Below are 24,920 nucleotides of genomic sequence, written 5' to 3'. Positions count from 1 at the left end.
CCAGGCGGCCGTCACCGCGTGACGGCCGCCTCCGCGTCCACCATCCCGTGCCCGTAGAAGCCGTTGTACTCGGAGTACCCGGTGCAGTACGCGTCCTGCACGCCGGTGCCGTTGAGGTCGTAGTCCGCCGGGCACGGCACAGTCTGCGCGCCCGCGTTGAGCATCCGTCCGAGTTCGCCCGCGCCCGCCGACGGGTGCTGCGAGGCGATCAGCGCGGCCACGCCGGACGCGTGCGGCACTGCCATCGACGTGCCGCAGGAGTAGTCGTAGCCGTTCGGCACGGTCGACAGCACGCAGCCCTGCCCGCCGTCCGCCGGCACCTGCCGCCGGTCACCGCCCGGCGCCGTGACGTCCACCGCGCCCAGCCCATACGAGCTGTACCCGGCCTTCACCCGATTGGCGCCCACGGACGAGACCGCGACCACGTTGCGCAACTGCGCGGGCAGCACCAGGCACGTGTTGTCCACGGGCCGCGGCTTGACGTCCTCGGGCGCGGCGTTCGTCGGGCTCTGCGCGTCCCGGCCCGGCTTGGTCAGGTCGACGGCCGCGTTGCCCGCCGCCGCCACGGTCAGCACGCCCCGCGCCGCCGCGTAGTCCACGGCCCGGCGCACGGCCTCGTAGACCAGCTTCTGCCCGTCCTGGTTCTGGCAGGTGAACACCCACGGGTCGATGTAGTAGCTGTTGTTGGTCACGGTCATGCCGTGCGTCGCCGCCCACATGAACCCGCACACCGCGTATTCGGGGTAGATGAACCCGTCGTCGTCGACGACCTTCACCGACGCGATCCGCACGCCCGGCGCGACGCCCGTGGTGCCCCGGCCGTCGTCGGCCGCCGCGATCGTGCCCGCGACGTGCGTGCCGTGCACCGACGTGGTCGGCGACCAGGCGGCCTCGGCGGGGTCGGCCACGCCGGTCGTGCAGCCCGCCGACAGTTCGGGGTCCAGCGCGTCGACCAGGTCGGGGTGCGTGGGGTCCACGCCCGAGTCGAGCACGCCCACCACGACGTCACGGCTGCCCGTGCTGACGGCGTGCGCCTCGGCGGCGTGGATCAACTCCATGTCCCACTGCTCGGCCGTCCGGTCCAGTGTGCCGTCCGCCGTCCGGCTGCCCACCGGTTCGTCCTCGCGCTTCTTCGCGGGCGTCCGCCGGGACCTGCCGTCGGCCTGCGCGCTGTAGGCCCGCTCCGGCCCCATCTTCGTGCCGAACCCCGGGTCGGCCGAGGTCACGACGGCCACCGAGATCTGCGGGTGGTAGGTCGCGATCGTGCCGCACGCGCCCGTGACCAGGGCGTCCGCCAGCGGGCTGCTCGTGCCCTCGTCGAACACCACCAGGTAGCGCAGGGTCGGTCCGGGCTGGATGCAGTGGGACGCGCCGACCTCGTCGGGGTCCGCCGCGGCGTACGTCGGCACCGCGATGCTCGCCGAGGCCGAACCGGGGGCGAACCCGGTCGCGAGCAACGCCACGCCGACCGCTGCCGCTCGGGCGCGGCGGAGCAGAGGCACGGGGGACCTCCAGGTGCTGGGCTGGCGGGGAGCCCGCGCGTCGGCACGCCGTCGATCGGGCCACTGGTGCCGGACGGTAGCCACGCCCGACGAACCAGACAAGCTCAACCGCGCTTGACACGACCAAGGTACCGTCCTCGTGGAGCAGGACCGTGGACCGTCGGGACGCCCATCCCGGCGGGCGTGCCCGAATACCCCGAGGGAGCAGCACTGAACCGCCAGCACCAGCCCAACCCGTCGGCCGCACCGGTGCAGAGGCTTCGGGTGCGCTACGCGAAACGCGGCCGGTTGCGGTTCACGTCGCACCGCGACATCGCCCGGACCTTCGAACGCGCACTGCGCCGCGCGGGCGTGCCCATGGCCTACTCGCAGGGCTTCAACCCCCACCCGAAGGTGTCATGGGCGAATGCCGCACCGACCGGTGTGGCGAGCGAGGCCGAGTACGTGGAGGTGCAGGTCGTAGAGGAGGTCGAGCCCGAGGCGCTGCGTGCGGCCCTCGACGCGGCCCTGCCGCCGGGCCTGGACATCCTGGAGATCGTCCAGTCGGGTGGTGGCAACCTCCCGGAGCGGATCGACGCCAGTCGCTGGCGGATCGAACTGCCCGGCGTGTCACCCGATCGGCTGGAGTTCGCGGTGGCCGCGTTGCTGTCCGCGACGTCGGTCGAGGTCGAACGGCTCACCAAGGACGGCAAACGCCTGCTCGACGTGCGGCCGGCCCTGGTGTCGGCCCAGGTCGACGGGCATTCGAGCGATGCCGGACACGATGCGCCTGGATTGTCACAACCGTGTGGGATACTCATGACGGTCGTACGGCAGACAACGCCTACCGTGCGACCCGACGACGTGCTGAGCGCGCTCCGGGTCGTCGCCGACCTGGTTCCGCCGGTCCCCGCGAAGGCGACCCGGATGGCGCAGGGCCGGCTCGAGGACGATGGCAACCTGGTCGATCCGCTCTCCCCGGACAGGGTGACGGAGGACTGACCCGGCTGTCGGAGCACCGCTGACGGCGTCGTCGCGGGAGAAGTAGACCTGCCGTACCGCGTGCCCTGGCGGCATGCGCTCGGCGTGAAGGCAAGGATTCCCGCCGCCGGCCGCGGCGGTGAGTGGACAAAAGAGAAGAGGCCCCTGCGCGGCCGCGTCGATCGACGCGCCCGGGGGTGGAGGAGCTGCATGTCGAACACGGACAGGCCTGCCGGCGGCGCCGGCGGGGGTAACGTCACATCCGCACACCCGCAGTTGGCGGATCTGCCGGCCAAGCTCAGGGTGCACGCCCTGGCGAAGCTGCTCGGCGCGAGCAGCAAGGACGTGGTCGCCGCGCTCGCCGATCTCGGCGAGACGGTGCGCAGCGCGCAGTCCAGCGTGACGCGTGACCTCGCCCTGAAGGTCGCGGAAAGCCTGCTGGACTGGGACGACATCGTCACCGGCGAGGTCGACGAGACCACCGAGGAACCGGCGCTGCCGCCCCGCGAGGTGGCCGCGCTCACCCCGTTGTTCGCGCCGCCGTCCGCGGTGTTCCTGCCGCCGACGCCCGTGCCCGTGGTCGCGCCCGCCGCGACGACGGCCGACGTCGACGAGGAGCCCGCGGCCGAACCGGTCGGCGACGAGGCGCACGCCGACGAGGACGCCGGTGACGAGGGCGAAGGCCGTCGTCGTCGCCGTCGTGGCCGTCGTGGTCGTGGTCGCGGCAAGGGCATGGGCGACGAGGCCGACGTCGACGAGTCGACCGACGAGGCGGCCGAGGCCGTCGGCGAGGAGACGGTCGAGGACGAGGCCGCCGACGAGGAAGGCGAAGGCGGCGGCAACCGGCGCCGTCGGCGCCGTCGTCGTCGCCGGGGCGTTGCCGAGGACGAGGCGACGCCGAACGAGGACGACCCGCCGAACACGGTCGTCCACGTGCGCGACGCACGGGACGACAAGGCCGACTCCGAGGCCGCCCAGAACGAGGTCCGCAGCGTGCGCGGCTCGACCCGGCTGGAGGCCAAGCGCCAGCGCCGCCGGGACGGTCGCGAGGCCGGGCGCCGTCGTGCGCCGGTGCTGTCCGAGGCCGAGTTCCTGGCCCGACGCGAGGCCGTCGAGCGCACCATGGTCGTGCGCGAGCGCGGCGACCGCACGCAGATCGGCGTGCTGGAGGACGGCGTCCTCGTCGAGCACTTCGTGACCTCGTCGGGCACCGGCTCGCTGGTCGGCAACGTCTACCTGGGCCGCGTGCAGAACGTGCTGCCGTCGATGGAGGCCGCCTTCATCGACATCGGCCGCGGTCGCAACGCCGTGCTCTACGCGGGCGAGGTCGACTGGGACGCCGCGGGCCTCGAGGGCAAGGCCCGCAAGATCGAGCAGGCCCTGTCCACCGGCGACAGCGTGCTCGTGCAGGTCACCAAGGACCCGGTCGGCCACAAGGGCGCCCGGCTGACCACGCAGATCAGCCTGCCCGGCCGCTTCCTGGTGTACGTGCCCGGCGGCGGCGCGACCGGCATCAGCCGCAAGCTGCCCGACACCGAGCGCAAGCGCCTCAAGGACATCCTCAAGCGCGTGGTGCCCGAGGACGCGGGCGTGATCATCCGCACCGCCTCCGAGGGCATCGCGGAGGAGGAGCTCGGCCGCGACGTCACCCGCCTCCAGGCGCAGTGGCAGGTCATCAAGGAGAAGGCCGACGTGCCGCGCGCCCAGGCTCCGCAGCTGCTGTACGAAGAGCCCGACCTGCTGGTGAAGGTCGTCCGCGACCTGTTCACCGAGGACTTCTCCGCGCTGATCGTGCAGGGCTCGGAGGCGTGGGACGTGATCGAGGCGTACGTGCGCCACGTCGCGCCCGACCTCCAGGACCGGCTGCGTCGCCACGTGGGCAACACGGAGGTGTTCGCCGAGCACCGCATCGACGAGCAGCTCCTCAAGGCATTGGACCGCAAGGTGTGGCTGCCCTCGGGCGGCTACCTGGTCGTCGACCGCACCGAGGCGATGACCGTGATCGACGTGAACACCGGCAAGTTCACCGGTTCGGGCGGAAACCTCGAAGAGACGGTGACGCGCAACAACCTGGAGGCCGCGGAGGAGATCGTCCGCCAGCTCCGGCTGCGCGACGTCGGCGGCATCATCGTGATCGACTTCATCGACATGGTGCTGGAGTCCAACCGGGACCTGGTGCTGCGTCGCCTGACCGAGTGCCTCGGCCGGGACCGCACGCGCCACCAGGTCGCCGAGGTGACCTCGCTCGGCCTGGTGCAGATGACCCGCAAGCGGGTCGGCACCGGGTTGCTGGAGGCGTTCAGCAGCACGTGCGAGCACTGCCGCGGGCGTGGCCTGGTGGTGTCGACCGAGCCGGTGGCCGGCCACGCGCACGGTGGTTCGGGCCAGTCCGGTCAACAACAGCAGCAGCAACAGCCGCCGCAGCAGCAGCAGCAGGGTGGCGGGCGCAAGTCCCGGCGTGGCAAGGGCGGCGACAACGCCGCGCCGCCCGCCGAGGCGCCGGTCGACCTGCCCGCGATCGTGGAGGACGAGCCGGTCGAGACCGCACCCGTGGTCGGTCCGACCGTCACGGCGCCGGACGGCGGCGCGTCCGTCGAGAGTGGTCCGGTGTCGGGCGCGGCCGTGATCGGCGACTCTTCCGTGGACGAGGCGCCCGACGACGGTCGGCCGCGTCGGCAGCGCCGTCGCGTGGCCCGGCGCGAGGCCGGTGCGGTGAGCCGGCGCGAGTCGTCGGCGCCGGAGCCGGCCGCTCCCGCCGAGCCCGTCGTCGTCGAGCGGGTCGCCGAGCCCGCCGCGTCGGCGCCGGTCGTCGAGCCCGAGGCACCGCACGTGTCGATCGCGCCGCCGACCCAGGTCGGTCCGGCGGACGCGGCCGAGTCCCGCAACGGCACGACGTCCCGCACGCGGACCCGCCGTCGTGCCGCCTCGCGGCCCGCCGGCCCGCCGGTCAACGCGGTCACCGAAGGCTGATCCCACCCGGGTGCGGCGCCGTTCCGGCGGCGCCGCCCCGAGGGGGACCCCGGTTTGACCCCGCTGTCCACCGCCACGTAACCTGATGACCGGTCCGCCGTCCCGGTGGTCCCAGCCTCGCGCGAAGCCCCCTCCGCCCGAACTTCTCGTGGCGACGTGGCGCGCGCGGTCCGTTCCCGTCGAGTAGCAGGAGACTTCCGTCCCGATGTACGCGATCGTCAAGACCGGCGGCAAGCAGTACAAGGTGGCTGTCGGCGACGTCATCGAGGTCGAGAAGCTCGAAGGCGAGCCGGACACCGAGATCACCTTCGCGGCGCCCCTCCTCGTCGTGGACGGCGAGGACGTCACGTCCGCTGTCGACGCCCTTGCGAAGATCACGGTGACCGGCAAGGTCGTCGAGCAGACCAAGGGTCCCAAGATCCGCATCCACAAGTTCAAGAACAAGACCGGCTACCACAAGCGCCAGGGTCACCGCCAGAAGCTGACCCGCGTCGAGGTCACCGGCATCACCGGTAAGTGAGGATCTGACCAGCCATGGCACACAAAAAGGGTGCTTCCAGTTCCCGGAACGGCCGTGACTCCAACCCCCAGTACCTCGGGGTCAAGCGGTTCGGCGGTCAGGTCGTCAAGGCCGGCGAGATCCTGATCCGCCAGCGCGGCACCAAGTTCCACCCCGGCGTCAACGTCGGCCGCGGCAAGGACGACACGCTGTTCGCCCTCGCCGCCGGTGCGGTGGAGTTCGGCAGCAAGCGTGGGCGCAAGACCGTGAACATCGTTCCGGTCGAGGCCGCTGCCTGATCGCCTGATCAGGCCGCACGACTTCCGACGAGGGGCGGGACCGGGTTTCCGGCACCCGCCCCTCGTTCTTTGTGAAAGGAATTCCCCGTGTCCCGCTTCGTCGACCGGGTGGTCATCCACGTCGCCGCGGGCGACGGCGGGAACGGCGTCGCCTCGGTGCACCGCGAGAAGTTCAAGCCCCTCGGCGGGCCGGACGGCGGGAACGGCGGTCGCGGCGGCGACGTCGTCCTGGTCGTCGACTCGCAGGTGCACACCCTGCTGGACTTCCACTTCCGCCCCAACGCCACGGCCGGCAACGGCAAGGGCGGCCAGGGCGGCAACCGCGACGGCGCGAACGGCGCGGACCTCGAACTGCGCGTGCCGGACGGCACGGTCGTGCTCACCGAGTCGGGTGACCTCGTCGCCGACCTGACCGGCGAGGGCACGCGGCTGGTCGCGGCCCAGGGCGGCCGGGGCGGGCTGGGCAACGCCTCGCTCGCGTCCAAGGCCCGCAAGGCGCCCGGTTTCGCGCTGCTGGGCGAGCCCGGCGAGGCGCACAACCTGGTGCTGGAGCTGAAGTCCGTCGCGGACGTCGGCCTGTTGGGCTTCCCCTCGGCAGGCAAGTCGTCGCTGATCTCGGTGCTGTCCGCGGCCAAGCCGAAGATCGCCGACTACCCGTTCACCACGCTCGTGCCGAACCTGGGCGTCATCACGGCGGGCGAGACGATCTTCACGATGGCCGACGTGCCCGGCCTGATTCCCGGCGCCTCGGAGGGCAAGGGCCTCGGTCTGGACTTCCTGCGCCACATCGAGCGCTGCGCGGTGCTCGTGCACGTCGTCGACTGCGCCACGTACGAGCCCGGCCGCGACCCGCTGTCGGACATCGACGCGCTGGAGACCGAGCTGGCCGAGTACACCCCGTCGTTGGCCGGCGACCTGGCCGAGCGCCCGCGCGTGGTCGTGCTCAACAAGATCGACCTGCCCGAGGCGCGCGAGCTGGCCGAGCTGGTCCGCGCGGATGTCGAGGCCCGCGGCCTGCCGGTGTTCGAGGTGTCGACCGCGAGCCGTGAGGGCCTGCGCGAGCTGACGTTCGCCTTGGCACGCGTGGTGGAGGAGTACCGCGCGTCCCGGCCCAAGCAGGAGGCGACCCGGATCGTGCTGCGGCCGACCGCCGTCGACGACGCCGGGTTCACGGTGGTCGAGGACCCGGAGACGCCGGGCGGTTTCCTCGTGCACGGCGAACGCCCGCTGCGCTGGATCCGCCAGACCGACTTCACCAACGACGAGGCCGTGGGCTACCTCGCCGACCGCCTCGCCCGGCTGGGCGTCGAGGACGTACTGGTCAAGAAGGGCGCGGTACCCGGTGCCCAGGTCACCATCGGCGACCTGGTGTTCGACTGGGAGCCGACCACCCCCGCCGGTATCGCGATGACCATGAGTGGACGCGGTACCGATGCCCGCCTGGAGCCCATGAACCGCGTGGGCGCCGCGGAGCGCTTGGCGGCCAAGAAGTCCCGGAGGATTCCGGGTTCTTACGCGGACGAGGACTTCGAAGAGGACGAGTGAGCGCTCCGGTGACGGTGTCGCAGGCCAGGCGGTCCGTGGCGACGGCCGGCCGTGTCGTGGTGAAGGTCGGCTCGTCGTCCCTGACGACCGCCGAGGGTGGTTTGGACGCCGGACGCCTGGACGCCCTGGTGGACGCGGTGGCGAGCCGCTGCGCCGCCGGGAGCCAGGTCGTGCTGGTGTCGTCCGGTGCCATCGCGGCCGGCCTGGCCCCGTTGGGCATCACCCGTCGGCCGCGTGATCTGGCGACCCAGCAGGCGGCGGCGAGCGTGGGGCAGTTGACGCTGGCCCACGCGTACGCGAATTCGTTCGGCCGCTACGCCCTGACCGTCGGCCAGGTCCTGCTCACCGCCGACGACGTCGTGCGCCGTTCCCACTACCGCAACGCCCAGCGCACGTTCTCCCGCCTGCTGGCGCTGGGTGCCGTGCCCGTCGTCAACGAGAACGACACGGTCGCCACGGCCGAGATCCGCTTCGGCGACAACGACCGGCTGGCGGCGCTGGTCGCCCACCTGGTGGGCGCGGAGGCCCTGGTCCTGCTGTCCGATGTGGACGCCGTGTACGACGCCGACCCCAGGACGCCGGGCGCCCGGCGCATCACCGAGATCACCGGCCACGCCGACGCGGACGGGATCGACACGACCACCACCGGCGCGTCGGGCCTGGGCACCGGCGGCATGGCCTCGAAGCTGGCCGCCGCCCACCTCGCCGCTTCGGCGGGAATCCCGGTACTCCTGGCCGGTGCCGCCGATGCCTTCCACGCGTTGGGGAAAGCGGACGTGGGCACCGCCTTCGTACCGACCGGCCCCCGCCTCTCGGCCCGCAGGTTCTGGCTGGGCCACGCGGCGGACGCCTCCGGCAGGCTGGTCCTGGACGACGGTGCGGTGGCCGCCGTGGTCGACCGCCGCCGGTCACTGCTGGCCGCCGGGATCATGGCGGTGGAAGGTGTCTTCGACGCGGGCGACGTGGTCGAACTGGTCGACCTGGCGGGCGAGGTCGTGGCCAGGGGGGTGGTCGCGTTCGACGCGACGGAACTCCCCGACCTGATCGGCCTCTCCAGCCCGAACCTCCCGGAGGAGCACCGCCGGGAGGTCGTCCACGCCGACGACCTGGTCCCCCTGCGCCATTAGGCCGCGGTGCGACGGTGGTGCGGCCGGACGTCGTCGGCCCGCCGTAAGGCTGGGCGGTGGTCGGGCGGGCGCGGTCTGTCGTCAAGCCGTAGGCCGTCCGTCAGGACCTGTCCGTGTCGGCCCATGCCATCGCGCGCGGCCCTCATGTGTGCCAGTCCCGCGCCAGCAAACCGAACAGCAGGTCGTCCCTCCACGCTCCCTTCGTCCACGTGTTCTCCGGCCGCCGACCTTCCAAGCGGAAACCCAAGCGGGTCAACAACTTCGCCGAAGGGGTGTTGTGGGCGTCGCATTCCGCCGACACCCGGTGCAGGCCGCGCTCCTCGAACAAGAAGCCCAGAACGCCGTGCACCGCCTCGGTCGCGTACCCGCGTCGCTGATGGGCGCGCGCCACCGAGTAGCCGATCTCGGCCTGCATTCCGTTCTCGTGTAAGCACACCCCGACATCGCCCACCACCAAGCCATCTGCCTCGACGGCGTACTGGTACCAGCCGGGCGCGTCCGGGTCCGAGGCGAGGAGTTCCCGGACGAACTCCACGGCCTTCGCCTCCGGATAAGGCGCGTCCCAACTCTGGTAGCGGGCGACCTCGGGATCGGAGCGCCACGCGGCGAACGCGGCGGCGTCCTCCGGCGTGAAGTGCCGCACCACCAACCGGTCCGTGGTCAGCCTCACGCCGTCACCGCCAACGCGAACGGCAGCACGGCCGGAGCGCCCGCCCGGCGCAACGCCCGGCCCGCGACCGTCATCGTCCACCCCGTGTCGACCCGGTCGTCCACCAACAGCACCGGACCCTCCACAGTGGACAGATCGGGTGCGTCGACCGCGCCCGCCAGGCCCGCCAGCCGTTGCGCGCTGTTGGCCCGGTGCGCACCCTCGCCCAACCACACCCGGCCGAGCAGGGGGAGCCGACCCAGCGCCGAGATCCGTTGCCCGAGCCCCTCGACCAACTCCGGTCGGGAGCGTGAGCCGACGGTCACCACCCCGACCGGTCGCTCGGCCCACCCCCACGCGGCGAGCACCTTCACGCACGCGGCGAACACGTCCTCGGGCACGTCCTGGTCGGCCTCGCCGAACAACGTCCGCAAACGATTGCCCCAGCCGATGTCCGTCAGCCGCCCGAGCGCCCGCCCCACCTCGACCACCTCGCCGGCCGGGATCTTCCCGGACAGCCCGACGCCGACCGCCGCCATCCCGGTCGGCCACATCCGACGCGGCGCGATCTCCACCCCCGGCCGGTCCAGGCGTTCCCGGGCCGCGGCTGCCGCGACCTCGGACACCTCGGCCGACACGTGCCGTCCGGTGCAGTTGTCGCAGCGCCCGCACGGCGTGGCGTGCGGATCGTCCAACTGCCGCAACAGGAACTCCATGCGGCACCCGGTGGTGTCGAGGTAGTCGAGCACGGCCTGCTGCTCGGCCCGCCGTGCCGCGTCGATCCGCGCGTACCGCTCCGCGTCGTAGCGCCACTCCTGCCCGGTCGACTCCCAGCCACCGCGCACCCGTCGCACGGCACCGTCGACGTCGAGCACCTTGAGCACCACCTCCAGCCGCGTCCGGGACAGCTCGACCAGCGGTTCCAGCGCCGCCGTCGACAGCACCCGGCCCGCGTCGGCGAGCGCGTCGAGCACCTGCCGCACCACCCGCTCCGGCGGGAACGCCAGCGACGCGAAGTACGCCCAGATGTCCCGGTCCTCCCGGCCGGGCAGCAGCAGCACCTCGGCCCGTTCGACACCGCGCCCGGCCCGCCCGATCTGCTGGTAGTAGGCGATGGGCGAGGGCGGCGCGCCCAGGTGCACCACGAACCCCAGGTCCGGTTTGTCGAACCCCATGCCCAGCGCCGACGTGGCCACCAGCGCCTTCACCCGGTTCGCGAGCAGGTCCTCCTCGGCGCGTTCGCGCTCGGCCGGGTCGGTCCGCCCCGAGTACGCCGCCACCGCGTACCCCCGGTCGCGCAGGAACGCCGCCACGTCGTCCGCCGCGGCGACCGTGAGCGTGTAGACGATGCCCGAACCGGGCAGCTCGGCCAACCGCTCGGCCAGCCACCCCAGCCGGGCCTCCGCCGACGGCAGCCGCACGGTCGACAGCCGCAGGCTCTCCCGGTCCAGGGGGCCGCGCAGCACCACCGTCTCCGGGCCCACCCCGAGCTGGTCGGCCACGTCGCGCACCACGCGGTCGTTGGCCGTCGCCGTCGTCGCGAGCACCGGCACACCCGCCGGCAACTCGGCCAGCAGCGTGCGCAACCGCCGGTAGTCCGGCCGGAAGTCGTGCCCCCAGTCCGAGATGCAGTGCGCCTCGTCGACCACGAGCAGCCCGGCCGACGCGGTCAACGACGGCAGCACCGCGTCCCGGAAATCGGGGTTGTTCAACCGCTCCGGCGACACCAGCAGCACGTCGACCTCGCCCGCCACGACCCGGTCCCGCACGTCCTGCCACTCGTCGGGGTTCGCCGAGTTGATCGTCGCCGCGTGCACGCCCGCCCGCGCCGCGGCGGCGACCTGGTTGCGCATCAACGCCAGCAACGGCGACACGATCACCGTCGGCCCCCCGCCCAGGGACCGCAGCAACGCCGTCGCGACGAAGTACACCGCCGACTTGCCCCACCCGGTCCGCTGCACGACCAACGCCCGGCCCCGGTCGGCGACCAGGGTCCGGATCGCCTTCCACTGGTCCTCGCGCAGCACGGCGTGCGGGCCGGCCAGGGCCCGGAGCCTCTCTTCGGCCAGGTCGCGGAGTGCGGTGTCGTCCATGGGGCCACTTTGGCAGAGGGGTCCGACGGTTCCGGGGCGGGTGGGAACCGGGGCGACTTTCCCGATCGGGTGAACGTAGTCTTGGCTGGTGACTGACGACCTGCGCGACGAGGTGCACGCGGCCGCACGCCGTGCCCGCGTCGCGGCGAACGACCTGGTCCTGGCCACCCGCGAGCGCAAGGACGCCGCCCTGCTGGAGATGGCCGCCGCGCTGCGCACGCGGGCCCCGGAGGTCCTCGACGCCAACGCCAAGGACATCGAAGCGGGCCGCGCCGCCGGGCTGGCCGAGGGGCTCATCGACCGCCTGACGCTCACCGAGGCGCGCATCGGCGGCGTCGCGCGCGGCCTGGAGACCGTCGCCGGCCTTCCGGACCCGATCGGCGAGGTGCTGCGCGGCTCGACCCTGCCCAACGGCCTCGAGCTGCGACAGGTCCGTGTGCCGATGGGCGTGGTCGGCATGGTGTACGAGGCACGTCCGAACGTCACCGTCGACGCGGCGGGTCTGGCGCTGAAGTCGGGCAACGCGGCGCTGCTGCGCGGCTCGTCCTCGGCCGAGCACTCCAACACCGCGCTCGTCGCGATCCTGCGCGACGCCCTGGAGGCGGTCGGCCTGCCCGCCGACGCCGTCCAGCTGCTGCCGTGCCACGACCGCGCGTCGGTCACCCACCTGATCACCGCCCGCGGCCTGGTCGACCTGGTCATCCCGCGCGGCGGCGCGGGGTTGATCGACGCCGTCGTGCGGCAGGCGACCGTGCCGACGATCGAGACCGGCGTCGGCAACGTGCACGTGTACGTCGACGCGTCCGCCGACCTCGACATGGCGCAGCGCATCGTGCTCAACTCCAAGACGCGTCGCACGAGCGTGTGCAACGCGGCCGAGTCGCTGCTGGTGCACGAGGCCGTCGCGGACGAGTTCCTGCCCCGGATCATCACCGCGCTGCGCCAGGCGGACGTGACGATCCACGGCGACGAGCGCTTCGCCCAGGACCCCCGCGTGGTGCCCGCGACCGACGAGGACTGGGACACCGAATACCTGTCGCTCGACCTCGCCGCCCGCGTGGTCGAGTCGCTCGACCAGGCCGTGGAGCACATCGCCGAGCACGGTTCCGGGCACACCGAGGCGATCGTGACCGACGACGTGCGGGCCGCGCGGACGTTCACCGCCCGGGTCGACGCGGCGGCCGTGATGGTGAACGCCTCGACGGCGTTCACGGACGGCGCCGAGTTCGGCATGGGCGCCGAGATCGGCATTTCCACCCAGAAGTTGCACGCGCGTGGTCCGATGGGGTTGGCCGAGTTGACGTCTTCGAAGTGGGTGGCGTGGGGCGAAGGTCACGTCCGGGCGACCTCGTAGTCACCCGGCGGTCGGATGGTGACGGTGAGTGTGGCGCGGCAGACTGAGCGTGATCCGCTCACCGTCCCGAGGTGGTGAACCCGATGAGCGACTGGATCGTGGAGGTCGACCGTTCGCGGTGCCTGGGTACCGGCATGTGCACCAACGTCGCCCCGGATCGCTTCACCCGGCAGGAGGACGGCTCGGCCGTCCCCGTCGACGGCCGCGTCGAGCCCGGCAACGGCGTCCTCGACGCGGCCGAGTCCTGTCCGGTGGAGGCGATCCTGGTCCGCGACAGCGACGGTTCGGTGCTCGCACCCCAGCTCTAGGAATTATCCTCATGTCCCATGTCCAACAGGCGTGTCGGTGTCATGGGCGGCACCTTCGACCCCGTGCACCACGGCCACCTCGTGGCGGCCAGCGAGGTGCAGGCGCGGTTCGGCCTCGACGAGGTGGTGTTCGTGCCCACCGGCCGGCCGTGGCAGAAGACCGGGCGCGACGTCAGCCCGGCCGAGGACCGCTACCTCATGACCGTGATCGCCACGGCGTCCAACCCGCGGTTCTCGGTCAGCCGGGTCGACATCGACCGGGACGGGCCGACCTACACCTACGACACGCTCAGCGACCTGCGGACCCGGCACCCCGACGCCGACCTGTTCTTCATCACCGGCGCCGACGCGCTGGAGCAGATCCTGTCCTGGCGGCGGGCCGACGAGATGTTCGACCTCGCCCACTTCATCGGCGTCACGCGGCCCGGCTACGAACTCGACGACCGGCACCTGCCCGAGGGCTCGGTGTCGCTGGTCGAGGTGCCCGCGATGGCCATCTCGTCCACCGGCGTCCGGTCGCGCACCGCGGCCGGTCTGCCGGTCTGGTACCTGGTCCCCGACGGTGTCGTCCAGTACATCTCCAAGAACGGGCTTTACTCGGTGCCGGACTGACACCGGACGCCGGTACCCTCAATGGCTCGTGCGGGTGTACCGGTGCCCGCCGTGGTGATGAGGAGAAACGTGGCAGCCACCGACGAGGCACGACGGTTGGCGCTGGTCGCCGCGAACGCGGCGGCGGACAAGAAGGCGCACGACGTGGTCGTGCTCGACGTGTCCGACCAGCTCGTGATCACGGACGTTTTCGTGATCGCGTCCGCGCCCAACGAGCGGCAGGTCGGCGCGATCGTCGACAACGTCGAGGAACAGCTCCGCGAGGCCGGCCGCAAGCCGGTCCGCCGGGAGGGCGCACGCGAGGGCCGCTGGGTCCTGCTCGACTTCGTCGACGTGGTCGTGCACGTCCAGCACGTGGAGGAACGCAGCTTCTACGGCCTCGAACGGCTGTGGAAGGACTGTCCGCGCATCGAGTTCGACGCCGGGCCGGTCACGGAGGACGAGGTCGCTGGCGCATGACGCTGGACCGGCTCGTGCTGTGGCGGCACGGTGAGACCGACTACAACGCGACCGGCCGCATGCAGGGCCACTACGACTCGGCGCTGACCGAGACCGGGTGGAACCAGGCGCGGTTCGCGGTGCCGGTCCTCTCCGGGTTCGCGCCCGAGCTGGTCGTGTGCTCCGACCTGCGCCGCGCGCGGGACACCGCGACGGTGTTCACGCAGGCCACGAGCGTCGAGCTGCGGGTGGACGAGCGGCTGCGCGAGACGCACTTCGGCAAGTGGCAGGGGCTGACGGCGGCCGAGATCGCGGCCGAGTGGCCGGGCGCGCTCGACGCGTGGCGGGTCGACGCGTCGCTCGCGCCGCCCGACGGCGAGACCCGGATCGAGGTCGCCGAACGCGCGGCGGCCGTGGTCGCGGACGTCGACGCCGAGTGCTCCGGCACCGTGCTGCTCGCCGCGCACGGCGGGCTGATCAGCGCGTTGACCGGCCGGCTGCTCGACCTGCCCACGGACCGGTGGTCGCTGCTGGGCGGCATCGGCAACTGCCACTGGACCGTGTTCACCCGCAGACCCGGCGGCGACGGCCGGTGGCGGCTTTCGTCGTACAACGCCGGCACCACCCGGTGAGACTGCTGGTCCTCGGCGACTCGTTGACGTTCCACGGTCCCGACGGGCCGTTGCCCGCCGACGACCCGCGTCTGTGGCCGAACGTGGCGGCGGCCCGGTTGGGCGGTCGTGCCGAACTGGCGGCGGGCATCGGGTGGACGGCACGGGACGCGTGGTGGTCGTTGACCGGCGATCCGCGTGTGTGGTCGTGGTTGCCGGGCGTGGACGTGCTCGTGTTGGCCGTGGGGCACATGGACACGTTGCCTTCGCCGCTGCCGACGTACCTGCGTCAGGGGGTGCGTCACCTGCGTCCGGACGCGGTGCGTCGATGGGTGCGTAAGGCGTATCAGGCCGCGCAGCCGGTGATGTCGAGGTGGACGCCGTGGGTGGCGTTGCCGCCTTCTTCGACGGTGCGCTACCTGGATTCGTGCGTTCGCGCCGTTCGTGCATTGAAGCCCGGAATGCGTGTTGTGGGCATGACTCCGTCCGTGCACTGTGCACCGTCCTATGGGTTCGTGCACACGGGACGTCCCGCGGGGGAGCGGGCGGTCCGCGCGTGGGCGAGTGGTGCCGACGTCCCGCTGTTGGACCTGCCCGCGGTGGTGGGCGACCACGTGCGGTCACGGCGCGGCAACCCGGACGGCATGCACTGGGGCTGGGAAGGCCACGAACTGGTGGGGACGCGGATGGCCGATCTCATCGGGTCCGTGGCGGTGGGGCATTCCACGTCGTCGGAGCCGTAGTCTCGGGACCCGTGTCCACCACGATCGTCACCGACTCCACGGCGTACCTGCCCGAGGGGTTCGCGCAGCGGCACGGCATCCGGGTGGTCCCGCTGCACGTCGCGGTGGACGGAGAGAGCCGGTTGGACGGCGTCGACTTCGGCCCGGTCGAGCTGGCCGAGGCGCTGGGGGAGCACCGGCGGGTGACGACGTCGCGGCTGACGCCCGACGAGCTGGCCCGCACGTACCGCGAGGTCTTGGCGTCCGGTGCCGACCGGATCGTGTCCGTGCACCTGTCCCGCGAGCTTTCCGGGACCTGGGAGGCGGCCCGGCTGGCGGCGTCCGAGGTCGACCCGGTGCGGGTGCGGGTGGTCGACTCCCGGTTGGCGGGGATGGGACTGGGGTTCGCCGCGTTGGCCGCGTGCGCCGCCGGTGACGACGTGGAACGCGCGGTCGCGGCGGCGACCGACGCGGCGGCGCGGACCCGGATGTTCTTCTGCGTCGAGACGTTGGACCACCTGCGGCGCGGCGGTCGGATCGGCGCGGCGGCGGCGTTGTTGGGCACGGCGTTGGCGGTGAAGCCGTTGCTGCACGTCGACGACGGGCGCATCGTGCCGCTGGAGAAGGTGCGGACGACGGCGCGGGCGATGGCCCGGCTGGTCGACCTGGCGGTGGCGGCGGCGGGGTCCGGGCCGGTGGGTCTGGCCGTGCACCACTTGGCCACGCCGGAGCGTGCCGCCGAGCTTGCGACCCGGTTGGACGAGCGGGTCCCGGGGTCGGGCGGGTGCCTGATCTCCGAGGTGGGAGCCGTGCTGGGGGCACACACCGGTCCGGGTGTGCTGGGCGTCGTCGTGCTGCCCGGAGGCGTCGGCTGAGGGTGAGTTGTCCACAGGCCCCCGAGTTGTCCACAGCCTGACAAGATCTTTTACCACCACTGCGTCATTCGGCCTAATGTCGCCCACATGTTCGACACCACACCGGATTCCTCGGACCGACTCGACGCGTTGATGAAGCGGGCGCGCGGGCGTCACCGCGCGGACGGCACCCCGACCGTGGTCTTCGCCTCCGCCGAAGGCGGCTCCGGGCCACCGGGTCGGTTGCGCCGGTCGCTGCGGCGATGGCTGCCGGCGCCGGACGTGCCGCTGCCCCGGCGTGCCGTGGTCGTGGGCGGTGTGGTCGGCGTGCTACTGGCCGTCGCGACCGCCCTGTGGTGGCAGCGTCCGACGGTCGAAGCGCCGTCCGACCTGCCGGTGGCTGCGGTGGCGGTGACGCGGGAGCCGGACGGGCCGGTCGTCGACGTGACCGGTGCCGTGCCGACGCCCGGTCTGGTGACACTGCCCGGTGGCGCGCGGGTCTCCGACGCCATCGCCAAGGCCGGCGGCGTGAACCCGGGCACCGATCTGGCCGGGCTGAACCTGGCGCGCAAGGTGGCCGACGGCGAGCAGATCGCGGTGGGCGTCCGACCGACGGCCGACGCCGCGTCCGGCGGGCGGCTCGACATCAACACCGCGACCAAGGAGCAGCTCGACGCGTTGCCGGGCGTCGGTCCCGTGACCGCGCAACGGATTCTGGACCGGCGACAGCGGCGCGGGCCGTTCACGTCGCTCGACCAGCTCGGCGAGATCGAGGGCATCGGCGACGCCCGGCTCGCGCGGCTGGCCGAGCTGATCAGGTTGTGACGGTGGCGCACCATGATCGGTCAACGGTTCCACCTGGTCCCGGCCGCCTCGGCGGTGTGGGCGTCCGCGGCGGTCGGTCTGCTGTGGACGTGGTGGGCGGCGGTCGCGGTCGGACTGGGTCTGGCGGCGGTGGCGGTCGCGCTGCGGCGGTGGCCGCCGATGGCGGTGGCGCTCGCCGTGACGGGCGCGGTCGCGGCCCTGTGGGTCGGGTTCCGGCTGCACGCCGCCGAGTTCCACCCGCTGCGGGAAGCCGCTGCCCATGGCGGGGTCGGCACGTTCCGCGTGGAGGTCGACACCCGGCCGCGTGGCGTGCGCACCGCCGGGTTCGGGTCGCGGCCGGGCGGGGTCGAACTCGTGGTGCTGAAGGCGACGCTCGACGGCGGCGGCCGGGTCGTGGTCCTCGCCCCGGCTCCGGCGTGGCGGGATCTGTTGCCCGGCCAGGAGGTCACGGTGACCGCCGGGCTCGTCCCGGCCCGGTCGGGCGAGCTGACCGTGGCGCTCCTGCGCGTCCGGGGGCCGCCCCGTGACGTCGTCGAGGCGCCGGTGTGGCAGCGGGCGGCGGCCAAGGTCCGCGCGGGTCTGACCCGGGCTGCGGGTGCGCTCGACCCGGAACCCGCGGCGTTGCTGCCCGCCCTGGTGGTCGGCGATACCGAGGGCCTGTCGTCCCGGATGACCGACGAGTTCGAGACCTCGGGACTGGTCCACCTGCTGGCGGTGTCCGGCGCGAATCTCGCCATCGTGTGCGGCGGGGTGCTGGTGCTGCTCCGGATGCTCCAGGTCGGGCTCAAGGGCTGCGTGGCCGGTGCGGCGGTGGCGTTGGTCGGGTTCGTCGTGCTGGTCGGGCCGGAGGCGAGCGTCCTGCGTGCGGCGGTCATGGGCGGGGTGGCGTTGCTGGCCCTGGCCCTGGGCCGGGAACGGTCCGCGGTACCCGCGCTGGCGGCGTCGGTGATCACCCTGGTGCTCGTCGACCCGGAGTTGGCCGTCGACCCGGGGTTCGGGTTGTCGGTCGTGGCGACGGCATCGCTGGTGCTGGTGGCACCCCGGTGGTCGGCGGCACTGCGGGCGCGGGGCGTGCCCGTGGGGTTCGCCGAGGCGTTGGCCGTCCCGGTCGCCGCCAACCTGGCGACGGCACCGCTGGTGGCGGGGCTCTCCGGACAGGTCAGCCTGGTGTCGGTGGTGGCGAACCTGGTGGCCGCGCCGGTGGTCGCCCCGGCGACCGTGCTCGGTGTGCTGGCGGCGGTGGCCGCGCAGGCGCACGAGGGCCCGGCACGGCTGGTGGCCGAGGTCGCCGGTCCGCTGCTCGGGTGGCTGATCGCGGTGGCCCGGCACGCGGCGGCGGTACCGGGTGCCGCGATCGCCTGGCCGGACGGGTGGGTCGGCGGCGTGGTGCTGGTCGTCGTGGTCGCCGTGGTCTGGGTGGTCCTGCGCCTGCCTCGGCTGCGGGTCGTGGTCCTGGCCGCCGTGGTGGGGCTGGGCCTGGTGCTCGTGCCGGTGGGGGTGTTCACGCCGCGTTGGCCGGTGTCGGGGTGGGCGGCGGTCCTGTGCGACGTCGGGCAGGGCGACGCGGTGGTGTTGGCGACCGCCGAGCGGGGGCGTGCCGTGCTGGTGGACACCGGGCCCGATCCGGTGCCCGTGCTGCGGTGCCTGCGGCGGTTGGGCGTGCGGCGGATTCCGCTGGTGGTGCTGAGCCATCTGCACGCCGACCACATTGGCGGCCTGGCCGCCGTACTGGCCGAGCACGGGGTCGGTGCGGTCGCGGTCGGACCGGCCCGGCGGCCGGAGTGGGCGTGGCGGTCCGTGCGGGAGCGGGCGGACGCGGCGGGAGTGCGGGTCGTCGAGTTGACCGCCGGGCAACGGCTCGACTGGCCCGGGTTGGCCGTGGAGGTGCTGGGACCGCGCGAGGTGCCGGCCGGAAGGGAGGAGAACACGGCGGTCAACGACGCCTCGGTGGTGTTGCGGGCGTCGACGGCGGCCGGGCGGGTGTTGCTGACCGGCGACATCGAGTTGCGCGGGCAGTCCGACCTGCTCGGCGCGGGAGTGGACCTGCGGGCCGACGTCCTGAAGGTACCGCACCACGGTTCGCGCTTCTCGACGCCGGAGTTCCTGGCGGCGGTGCGGCCGAGGGTCGGGTTGGTCAGCGTCGGGGCGGGCAACCGCTACGGCCACCCCAGCGGCGTCGTGCTGGACGCCTTGGGCCGGCAGGGCGTCCTGGTGACCCGGACCGACCGCGACGGCGACACCGCCGTCCTACCCGGTCCCCAGGGGCTGCGGATCGCCCGACGCGGCGATCCGATCCGAAGTGGACACGACTGAGAGGAGCGAACCGACCGCGCCGGTCCCGGCGGCCGACCGCCACCGGGCCGACGGCACTGGACCCACAGAGCGCGGCAGGCCGTATTTTCCCGGCCTGCCAGGACAAACCGTCCGCTCGGCCGCCGACGGACTCGGACCACATGCTCGGCCGACCACTGCGGTCAAGTGCCGGAATCGTCGGTCCGTGGCCCGATTTCGGCACCGTGCGTGCCTTGCCACCCGGCTGTTCCGCAGACCTGCGGGGCGCCGGAATCGAACGACGACTTCGGGAGAACACCGTGGAAGAAGACGACATCTGGATCCGCCTGAACAACGGCTGGGAGTTCAGCGGCATCGGACGACAACTGGAGGGGCAGACGGAGGGCCACGGCTTCGGGTGGGCGTTGTGGCAGCCCGGCTACGTCGCCCGACCGTGGCCGTACGGCGAGCTGAAACCCGGCTTCACCTATTACCTGTGCGACAAGGGGTTCGGCGAACGCGCGGTGACCGCCAGGGCCACGGTCGTCCGTGATCCGCTGACCGTGAAGGTCCACTCGGTCCAGGACGCGTTCGACGCGTTGCTCGAGCTGATGTTCGACGACCTGACGTGGATGCCGCACGAGGTGTGGCACGCCAATCCGTACAACCGGCTCAAGTTCGACTCGCCGTGGCCGCAGCGGCTGACCGCGTGGCGCGTGGTCACCGAACCGTTCGGACCGTTGTTCCGGTCCGAACTGGCTCGGTTCCCGCGTTGTGGCTGGCTGAAATCGCCCGCGACGATCCTCGGGGAGGAGGCGCTCAGCCCTTGAGGGCGTTGATCACGGCCTCGGCCGACGGCGGCACGTTCGCCTTCGGGCCGACCTTGTGCGACACCGCGTCGAGGGTCTTGAGGCCGTCGCCGGTGATCAGCAGGACGGTCTCGGCGTCCGGGTCGAGCTGGCCGGTCTCGACGAGCTTCTTCGCCGTGGCGACGGTCACGCCGCCCGCCGTCTCGGCGAAGATGCCCTCGGTGCGCGCCAGCAGGCGGATGCCCTCGACGACCTCCTCGTCGGAGACGTCCTCGATGGTGCCACCGGTGCGACGGACGGAGTCCAGCGCGTAGGGGCCGTCGGCCGGGACGCCGATCGCCAGCGACCGGGCGATCGTGTCCGGGCGGACCGGGGTGATCACGTCGTGGCCGGCCTTGAAGGCGGTCGCGACCGGGGCGCAGCCGGTGGCCTGGGCGCCGAAGACCTTGTACGGCGTCGCTTCGACCAGGTCGAGGGAGCCGAGTTCGCGGAACGCCTTGTCGACCTTGGTCAACTGCGAGCCGGAGGCGATGGGGACGACGATCTGCTCGGGCAGGCGCCAGCCGAGCTGCTCGGCGACCTCGAAGCCCAGGGTCTTCGAGCCCTCGGCGTAGTACGGGCGGACGTTGACGTTGACGAAGGCCCAGTCCTCGTTCTCCGCCGCCAGCTCCTGCGCGACGCGGTTCACGTCGTCGTAGTTGCCGTCGATGGTGATCAGGGCGCCGTCGTAGACGGCCGTCATGAGGATCTTCGCCTGCTCCAGGGAGGAGGGCACGAGCACGACCGACTGCCAGCCCGCGCGGGTCGCGGCGGCGGCGACGGCGTTGGCCAGGTTGCCGGTCGACGGGCAGGCCAGCACCTTGAAGCCGAGTTCGCGGGCGGCGGCCAGCGCCACGCCGACGACGCGGTCCTTGAAGGAGTGGGTGGGGTTGCCGGTGTCGTCCTTCACCCAGACCTTCCGCAGGCCGAGGGCCTTGGCCAGGCGGTCGGCCTCGATCAGGCGGGTGTTGCCGGGCTCGAGGTTGGGGTGCGACGCGACGTTCGTCGGGACCGGCAGCAGGCTGCGGTAACGCCAGATGGACTGCGGGCCGGACTCGATGTCCTCGCGGCGGACGCGGCCGAAGTCGTACGCGACTTCCAGGGGACCGAAACACTCGTAACAGGCGTATTCCGGGGCGAGCGGCGTCTCGTTGCCGCACTCGCGGCACGACAGGGCGCGAGCCGGACCGAGGTCGAAGGAGGTGGTGGCCGAGGGCACACTGACAGCGGTCATCGCGAGGTCTCTCCTCATCTGTCCCGCGTCGCGGGTCGGAATTGGCACCGTGGTCGCCAGCGGATGCTGTGCGACGGGTTGCCGGGGCTTCTTCGGGCCGATCCCTCTGCCCCTCTGGATGAGCGGTATTCGATTGTGCGTGCGGCTTACAACGTACGTCATCGTTCCGGCTCGTGGCCAGTGTCGTCCACGGGCCGGGCGACGGACGAACGTGGGAGGATCGTCGCCGTGAGTGCTGCCGCTGCCGCGCCGGATGCCGTGCACCTGGTCGTCGGCGAGGAGGAGTTGCTGGTCGAGCGGGCTGTCCGGGGTGCGCTGGAGATCGCGCGGAAAGCGGACCCCCAAGCCGACCTGACCAGGGTGCGGGTGACCGACCTCACGCCTCCCGAGCTGGCCGAATTGGTGAGTCCGTCCCTGTTCGCGGAGGGTCGGGTCGTCGCGCTGGAGGCGGCCCAGGACGCGGGCAAGGAGATCGCCGACGCGGTGCTCGCCTACGCCAAGGCACCGGCCGACGGGGTGACGCTCGTCGTCGTCCACACCGGCGGCGGGCGCAGCAAGGTGGCCAAGGAGTTGCCCGCCGCCCTGCGCAAGGCCGGCGCGGTGGTGACCGAGTGTCCCCGGATCACGAAACCGGCCGAGCGCGACGCGTTCGTGCGCAACGAGATCCGCTCGGCGGGCGGCAAGGCGGACCCGCAGGCCGTCGCCGCGCTGATCGAGGCGGTCGGGTCGGACCTGCGCGAGTTGTCGGCCGCCGCGTCGCAGCTCGTCGCCGACACCGGCGGCAAGATCGACGTGGCCGCGGTGCACCGCTACCACCGCGGCCGGGCCGAGGTGACCGGGTTCGCGGTGGCGGAGAAGGCCGTGATGGGCGACCGGGGCGGTGCGTTGGAGGCGCTGCGGTGGGCCATCAACCTCGGCGTGCCGCACGTGCTCGTCGCCGACGCCCTCGCCGACGCGGTGCGGACCATCGCCCGCGTGTCCGCGTCGGGCCGGGGAGACCCGTTCAAGCTGGCGGGCGAGTTGGGCATGCCACCGTGGAAGGTGAAGAAGGCGCAGGCCCAGGCCCGCGGCTGGGACGGCGACGGCCTGGCCGCCGCGATGTCGGTGGTGGCCGCCCTGAACGCCGACGTGAAGGGCGTGGCCGCGGATTCGGGCTATGCGCTGGAACGCGCCGTGCTCAAGATCGTCGCCGCCTACCACGCCCGCCGCTGACCCGCTGGGCGGCAAAGCCTCAGGTCGCACCTCGCCTGGCCGGCCACCTGCCTGCTCGCCGAGGGTCGCTGACCCGCCTGGCGGCAAAGCCCGAGGCCGCCCCACCGCCACCCCGCCTGCTGGCCGACCGCCCCGTGCCCGCCTGCCGGCCGCCGCCCGCCGGCTATCCGCCTGTCTTCCGCCCGCCAGCCGCCTGCCGCCGCCCGCTGGCTACCCGCTTGTCTTCCGCCCGCCGCCCGGCGCCGCCTGTCCGCCGCCAGCCGCCGCCCGCCGATGGCCGCCCGCCGCCGGCTGGCCGCCCGGTCTGCCTGCCCACTGGTCTGCCCGATCGGCTGAACCGACCCGCCGGGCTGTCGCCCAAAAGAGCGGCGCCGCCTCCCGGTGGGAGGCGGCGCCGAATTCGTGCCGTGGGTGTGCGCTCGGATCAGATCTGGTTCGCGCGCTTCGCCAGGGCCGACTTCTTGTTCGCGGCCTGGTTGGCGTGGATCACGCCCTTGGTGACGGCCTTGTCCAGCTTGCGGGACGCCTCGCGGGCGAGGGCGACGGCCTTCTCCTTGTCACCGGCCTCGGCGGCCTCACGGAACTTGCGGATCGCGGTCTTCAGCGACGACTTGACGGACTTGTTGCGCAGACGCGCCTTCTCGTTCGTCTTGATCCGCTTGAGCTGGGACTTGATGTTCGCCACGCGAAAGCCACCTTTGTCGTTCGAGTCTTGGTCGTACCGCGCTGGTTGTCGGCGCCGCCCGGGACGGGCGGGTTTCCTCCACAGCGGAATGCCGCGCGGTGCGAGGGTCCAGGCTATCAGGGCTGCTCAGGGCGTCGGAAATCGGGCGGAAATACAGTACGTGCGTCCCGTTAGGCTGGGGTCGTGATGAGTGCGCTGGACTGGCCCGGGTTCGGCCAGGTGTCCCTCGCCGGCCTTCTGTTCCTCTGTCTCGCCGCCGCGCTGGCGGGTGCGATCGACGCCGTCGTCGGTGGCGGCGGGCTGATCCTGGTGCCCGCCCTCCTCCTCGTCGCACCGGGCGGGCAACCCGTCTACGCGTTGGCCACCAACAAGATCGCGGCGGTGGTGGGCACGTCGGCGGCGATGCGCACGTACGCCCGGCAGACGCCGATCGACTGGGGGTCCGCCATCCCCATGGCGGTCGCGGCGTTCGGTGGCGCGGTGGGCGGCGCGGCGTTCGCCGGGGCCTTGAAACCGGCGGTGCTCAACGGCGTGGTGCTGGTCGCGCTGGTCGGGGTGGGGCTCTACACGTGGCGCAAGCCCGCGTTGGGTGTCGCCGAAACGCCCCGTTTCGGGAAGTGGGCGCAACTGGCGGTCATGGTCGCGGGCGGCGCGGTGGTCGGGTTCTACGACGGGCTCGCCGGGCCGGGCACCGGGACGTTCCTGGTGTTCCTGCTGGTGGGGCTGATCGGGTTCGCGTTCCTGCGGGCCTCGGCCACGGCGAAGCTGGTCAACGTGGCCACGAACCTGGGCGCGCTCTTCTACTTCATCCCCGCCGGGAACGTGCTGTGGGGACTGGGCGCGGTCTTGGCGGTCTGCAACGTCACCGGTGCCGTGGTGGGTGCCCGGCTCGCGGTGCGGAAGGGCTCGGCCTTCGTCCGCCGGGTGTTCCTGACCGTCGTGGTGGCGTTGGTGTTCAGCCTCGGCTGGAAGGTCGCCCTGGGCTGACGTGCGGCAGACGGGACGAGACGGGCCGGCGGCGCCGCGCGGAGGTGCGGTGTGCCGAAGGCTTCGGGAAGCGCACCCGGATGCGGCGGGTGAAGCGGGCCGACTGTGTCGACGGTCGGTCGTGGCGGGCCGAACGGGAAGTCGGGCGCAGGGCGAGGGCGGACAGCCGCACGTTCCGGTCCGCGGCCGACGGCGACCCGGTCCACCTGCGAGGACGCAGGCGCGTTCGCGCGGACCGGAGCGCGGGTCAAGGGATTGGGAAGCGGGCAGCCGAACGCGGAGGGGCGGGGCTCGGCGGGCGAGCCCCGCCACCGG

At 72.7% G+C, this 24,920-nt stretch carries 23 protein-coding genes and 1 riboswitch; of the genes, 18 read left to right on the top strand and 5 right to left on the bottom strand.

What is annotated here, in order from left to right; genetic code table 11:
• Positions 1-11: 11 nt before the first annotated feature.
• On the bottom strand, positions 12-1,502 hold the full coding sequence (locus F4559_RS26140) for a S8 family peptidase (RefSeq protein ID WP_184673013.1): 1,491 nt from the start codon (positions 1,500-1,502) through the stop codon (positions 12-14).
• A 249-nt stretch (positions 1,503-1,751) separates the two neighbouring features.
• Here F4559_RS26140 and F4559_RS26135 point away from each other — a divergent pair, with 249 nt between their 5' ends.
• The 6 genes from F4559_RS26135 to proB all read left to right on the top strand — a co-directional run bounded on the left by F4559_RS26135 (position 1,752) and on the right by proB (position 8,902).
• Positions 1,752-2,483 carry a TIGR03936 family radical SAM-associated protein gene (locus F4559_RS26135; RefSeq protein WP_184676225.1) on the top strand — a complete coding sequence of 244 codons (732 nt, stop codon included), beginning with the start codon at positions 1,752-1,754 and terminating at the stop codon, positions 2,481-2,483.
• 189 nt (positions 2,484-2,672) lie between these two features.
• Positions 2,673-5,432, top strand: coding sequence for a translation initiation factor IF-2 N-terminal domain-containing protein (locus F4559_RS26130; RefSeq protein WP_184673011.1), 2,760 nt, complete (start codon positions 2,673-2,675; stop codon positions 5,430-5,432).
• Positions 5,433-5,637: 205 nt separating this feature from the next.
• Positions 5,638-5,952 carry a 50S ribosomal protein L21 gene (gene rplU, locus F4559_RS26125; RefSeq protein ID WP_184673009.1) on the top strand — a complete coding sequence of 105 codons (315 nt, stop codon included), beginning with the start codon at positions 5,638-5,640 and terminating at the stop codon, positions 5,950-5,952.
• Positions 5,953-5,966: 14 nt separating this feature from the next.
• Positions 5,967-6,230 carry a 50S ribosomal protein L27 gene (gene rpmA, locus F4559_RS26120; protein ID WP_184673007.1) on the top strand — a complete coding sequence of 88 codons (264 nt, stop codon included), beginning with the start codon at positions 5,967-5,969 and terminating at the stop codon, positions 6,228-6,230.
• Positions 6,231-6,317: 87 nt separating this feature from the next.
• Entirely contained in the window at positions 6,318-7,775 is a 1,458-nt protein-coding gene (obgE, locus tag F4559_RS26115; RefSeq protein ID WP_184673005.1) for a GTPase ObgE, read from the top strand.
• 14 nt (positions 7,776-7,789) lie between these two features.
• Positions 7,790-8,902: a glutamate 5-kinase gene (gene proB, locus F4559_RS26110; protein WP_184676223.1), complete on the top strand. Its 1,113-nt coding sequence runs from the start codon at positions 7,790-7,792 to the stop codon at positions 8,900-8,902.
• A 142-nt stretch (positions 8,903-9,044) separates the two neighbouring features.
• Here the strand turns inward: proB and F4559_RS26105 are convergent, their stop codons facing one another.
• Positions 9,045-9,572: a GNAT family N-acetyltransferase gene (locus F4559_RS26105; protein ID WP_184673003.1), complete on the bottom strand. Its 528-nt coding sequence runs from the start codon at positions 9,570-9,572 to the stop codon at positions 9,045-9,047.
• A complete protein-coding gene (locus tag F4559_RS26100) occupies positions 9,569-11,644 on the bottom strand; it encodes a RecQ family ATP-dependent DNA helicase (protein WP_184673001.1) in 2,076 nt (691 codons plus the stop codon). The genes F4559_RS26105 and F4559_RS26100 overlap by 4 nt, the downstream gene beginning before the upstream one ends.
• An 88-nt stretch (positions 11,645-11,732) precedes the next feature.
• On the opposite strand from F4559_RS26100, the gene F4559_RS26095 reads away from it, so the two are divergent.
• From F4559_RS26095 to F4559_RS26050, 10 genes are all read left to right on the top strand, one after another.
• Complete coding sequence (locus F4559_RS26095; protein WP_184672999.1) at positions 11,733-12,998, top strand: glutamate-5-semialdehyde dehydrogenase; 1,266 nt, start codon at positions 11,733-11,735, stop codon at positions 12,996-12,998.
• An 83-nt stretch (positions 12,999-13,081) separates the two neighbouring features.
• The gene (locus F4559_RS26090; protein ID WP_184672997.1) at positions 13,082-13,306 is read left to right on the top strand and encodes a ferredoxin; all 225 of its coding nucleotides are present in this window, start codon (positions 13,082-13,084) and stop codon (positions 13,304-13,306) included.
• An 18-nt stretch (positions 13,307-13,324) separates the two neighbouring features.
• Complete coding sequence (gene nadD / locus F4559_RS26085) at positions 13,325-13,918, top strand: nicotinate-nucleotide adenylyltransferase (RefSeq protein ID WP_184672995.1); 594 nt, start codon at positions 13,325-13,327, stop codon at positions 13,916-13,918.
• A gap of 69 nt (positions 13,919-13,987) precedes the next feature.
• Positions 13,988-14,377, top strand: coding sequence for a ribosome silencing factor (gene rsfS, locus F4559_RS26080; RefSeq protein ID WP_184672993.1), 390 nt, complete (start codon positions 13,988-13,990; stop codon positions 14,375-14,377).
• On the top strand, positions 14,374-14,988 hold the full coding sequence (locus F4559_RS26075; RefSeq protein ID WP_184672991.1) for a histidine phosphatase family protein: 615 nt from the start codon (positions 14,374-14,376) through the stop codon (positions 14,986-14,988). The genes rsfS and F4559_RS26075 overlap by 4 nt, the downstream gene beginning before the upstream one ends.
• Positions 14,985-15,710, top strand: a complete 726-nt coding sequence (octT, locus tag F4559_RS26070) for a diglucosylglycerate octanoyltransferase (RefSeq protein WP_312865827.1) — start codon at positions 14,985-14,987, stop codon at positions 15,708-15,710. Before F4559_RS26075 ends, octT begins: the two co-directional genes overlap by 4 nt.
• An 11-nt stretch (positions 15,711-15,721) precedes the next feature.
• Positions 15,722-16,564, top strand: a complete 843-nt coding sequence (locus F4559_RS26065) for a DegV family protein (protein WP_184672987.1) — start codon at positions 15,722-15,724, stop codon at positions 16,562-16,564.
• A gap of 87 nt (positions 16,565-16,651) precedes the next feature.
• Positions 16,652-17,368 carry a ComEA family DNA-binding protein gene (locus F4559_RS26060; RefSeq protein WP_246445331.1) on the top strand — a complete coding sequence of 239 codons (717 nt, stop codon included), beginning with the start codon at positions 16,652-16,654 and terminating at the stop codon, positions 17,366-17,368.
• 12 nt (positions 17,369-17,380) lie between these two features.
• Positions 17,381-19,681 (top strand): DNA internalization-related competence protein ComEC/Rec2, encoded by a 2,301-nt coding sequence (locus tag F4559_RS26055; RefSeq protein WP_184672985.1) that lies wholly within the window; start codon positions 17,381-17,383, stop codon positions 19,679-19,681.
• 278 nt (positions 19,682-19,959) lie between these two features.
• Positions 19,960-20,469: a hypothetical protein gene (locus F4559_RS26050; protein WP_184672983.1), complete on the top strand. Its 510-nt coding sequence runs from the start codon at positions 19,960-19,962 to the stop codon at positions 20,467-20,469.
• Here the strand turns inward: F4559_RS26050 and thrC are convergent.
• Positions 20,459-21,721 (bottom strand): threonine synthase, encoded by a 1,263-nt coding sequence (thrC, locus tag F4559_RS26045; protein ID WP_184672981.1) that lies wholly within the window; start codon positions 21,719-21,721, stop codon positions 20,459-20,461. The genes F4559_RS26050 and thrC overlap by 11 nt on opposite strands.
• Positions 21,722-21,732: 11 nt before the next feature.
• Positions 21,733-21,846: riboswitch (SAM riboswitch) on the bottom strand.
• Positions 21,847-21,949: 103 nt separating this feature from the next.
• Here thrC and holA point away from each other — a divergent pair.
• The gene (holA, locus tag F4559_RS26040; protein WP_184672979.1) at positions 21,950-22,933 is read left to right on the top strand and encodes a DNA polymerase III subunit delta; all 984 of its coding nucleotides are present in this window, start codon (positions 21,950-21,952) and stop codon (positions 22,931-22,933) included.
• A 424-nt stretch (positions 22,934-23,357) separates the two neighbouring features.
• Here holA and rpsT read toward each other — a convergent pair whose 3' ends face one another.
• Complete coding sequence (gene rpsT, locus F4559_RS26035) at positions 23,358-23,618, bottom strand: 30S ribosomal protein S20 (RefSeq protein WP_184672977.1); 261 nt, start codon at positions 23,616-23,618, stop codon at positions 23,358-23,360.
• A gap of 186 nt (positions 23,619-23,804) precedes the next feature.
• On the opposite strand from rpsT, the gene F4559_RS26030 reads away from it, so the two are divergent.
• Positions 23,805-24,605 (top strand): TSUP family transporter, encoded by an 801-nt coding sequence (locus F4559_RS26030; protein ID WP_184676219.1) that lies wholly within the window; start codon positions 23,805-23,807, stop codon positions 24,603-24,605.
• The last annotated feature ends 315 nt before the right edge of the window (positions 24,606-24,920 follow it).

Source organism: Saccharothrix violaceirubra, assembly GCF_014203755.1.
GTDB lineage: Bacteria > Actinomycetota > Actinomycetes > Mycobacteriales > Pseudonocardiaceae > Actinosynnema > Actinosynnema violaceirubrum.
Note: the sequence above shows the minus strand (reverse complement) of the source record. Positions and strands in the feature narration are given on the sequence as shown.

Excerpts from the sequence above, each read along its gene's own strand:
- F4559_RS26130 (WP_184673011.1), top strand. The coding sequence starts at position 2,673 with ATGTCGAACACGGACAGGCCTGCCGGCGGCGCCGGCGGGGGTAACGTC.
- rplU (WP_184673009.1), top strand. The coding sequence starts at position 5,638 with ATGTACGCGATCGTCAAGACCGGCGGCAAGCAGTACAAGGTGGCTGTC.
- rpmA (WP_184673007.1), top strand. The coding sequence starts at position 5,967 with ATGGCACACAAAAAGGGTGCTTCCAGTTCCCGGAACGGCCGTGACTCC.
- F4559_RS26100 (WP_184673001.1), bottom strand. The coding sequence starts at position 11,644 with ATGGACGACACCGCACTCCGCGACCTGGCCGAAGAGAGGCTCCGGGCC.
- F4559_RS26090 (WP_184672997.1), top strand. The coding sequence starts at position 13,082 with ATGAGCGACTGGATCGTGGAGGTCGACCGTTCGCGGTGCCTGGGTACC.
- nadD (WP_184672995.1), top strand. The coding sequence starts at position 13,325 with ATGTCCAACAGGCGTGTCGGTGTCATGGGCGGCACCTTCGACCCCGTG.
- F4559_RS26075 (WP_184672991.1), top strand. The coding sequence starts at position 14,374 with ATGACGCTGGACCGGCTCGTGCTGTGGCGGCACGGTGAGACCGACTAC.
- F4559_RS26060 (WP_246445331.1), top strand. The coding sequence starts at position 16,652 with ATGTTCGACACCACACCGGATTCCTCGGACCGACTCGACGCGTTGATG.
- F4559_RS26055 (WP_184672985.1), top strand. The coding sequence starts at position 17,381 with ATGATCGGTCAACGGTTCCACCTGGTCCCGGCCGCCTCGGCGGTGTGG.
- thrC (WP_184672981.1), bottom strand. The coding sequence starts at position 21,721 with ATGACCGCTGTCAGTGTGCCCTCGGCCACCACCTCCTTCGACCTCGGT.
- F4559_RS26030 (WP_184676219.1), top strand. The coding sequence starts at position 23,805 with ATGAGTGCGCTGGACTGGCCCGGGTTCGGCCAGGTGTCCCTCGCCGGC.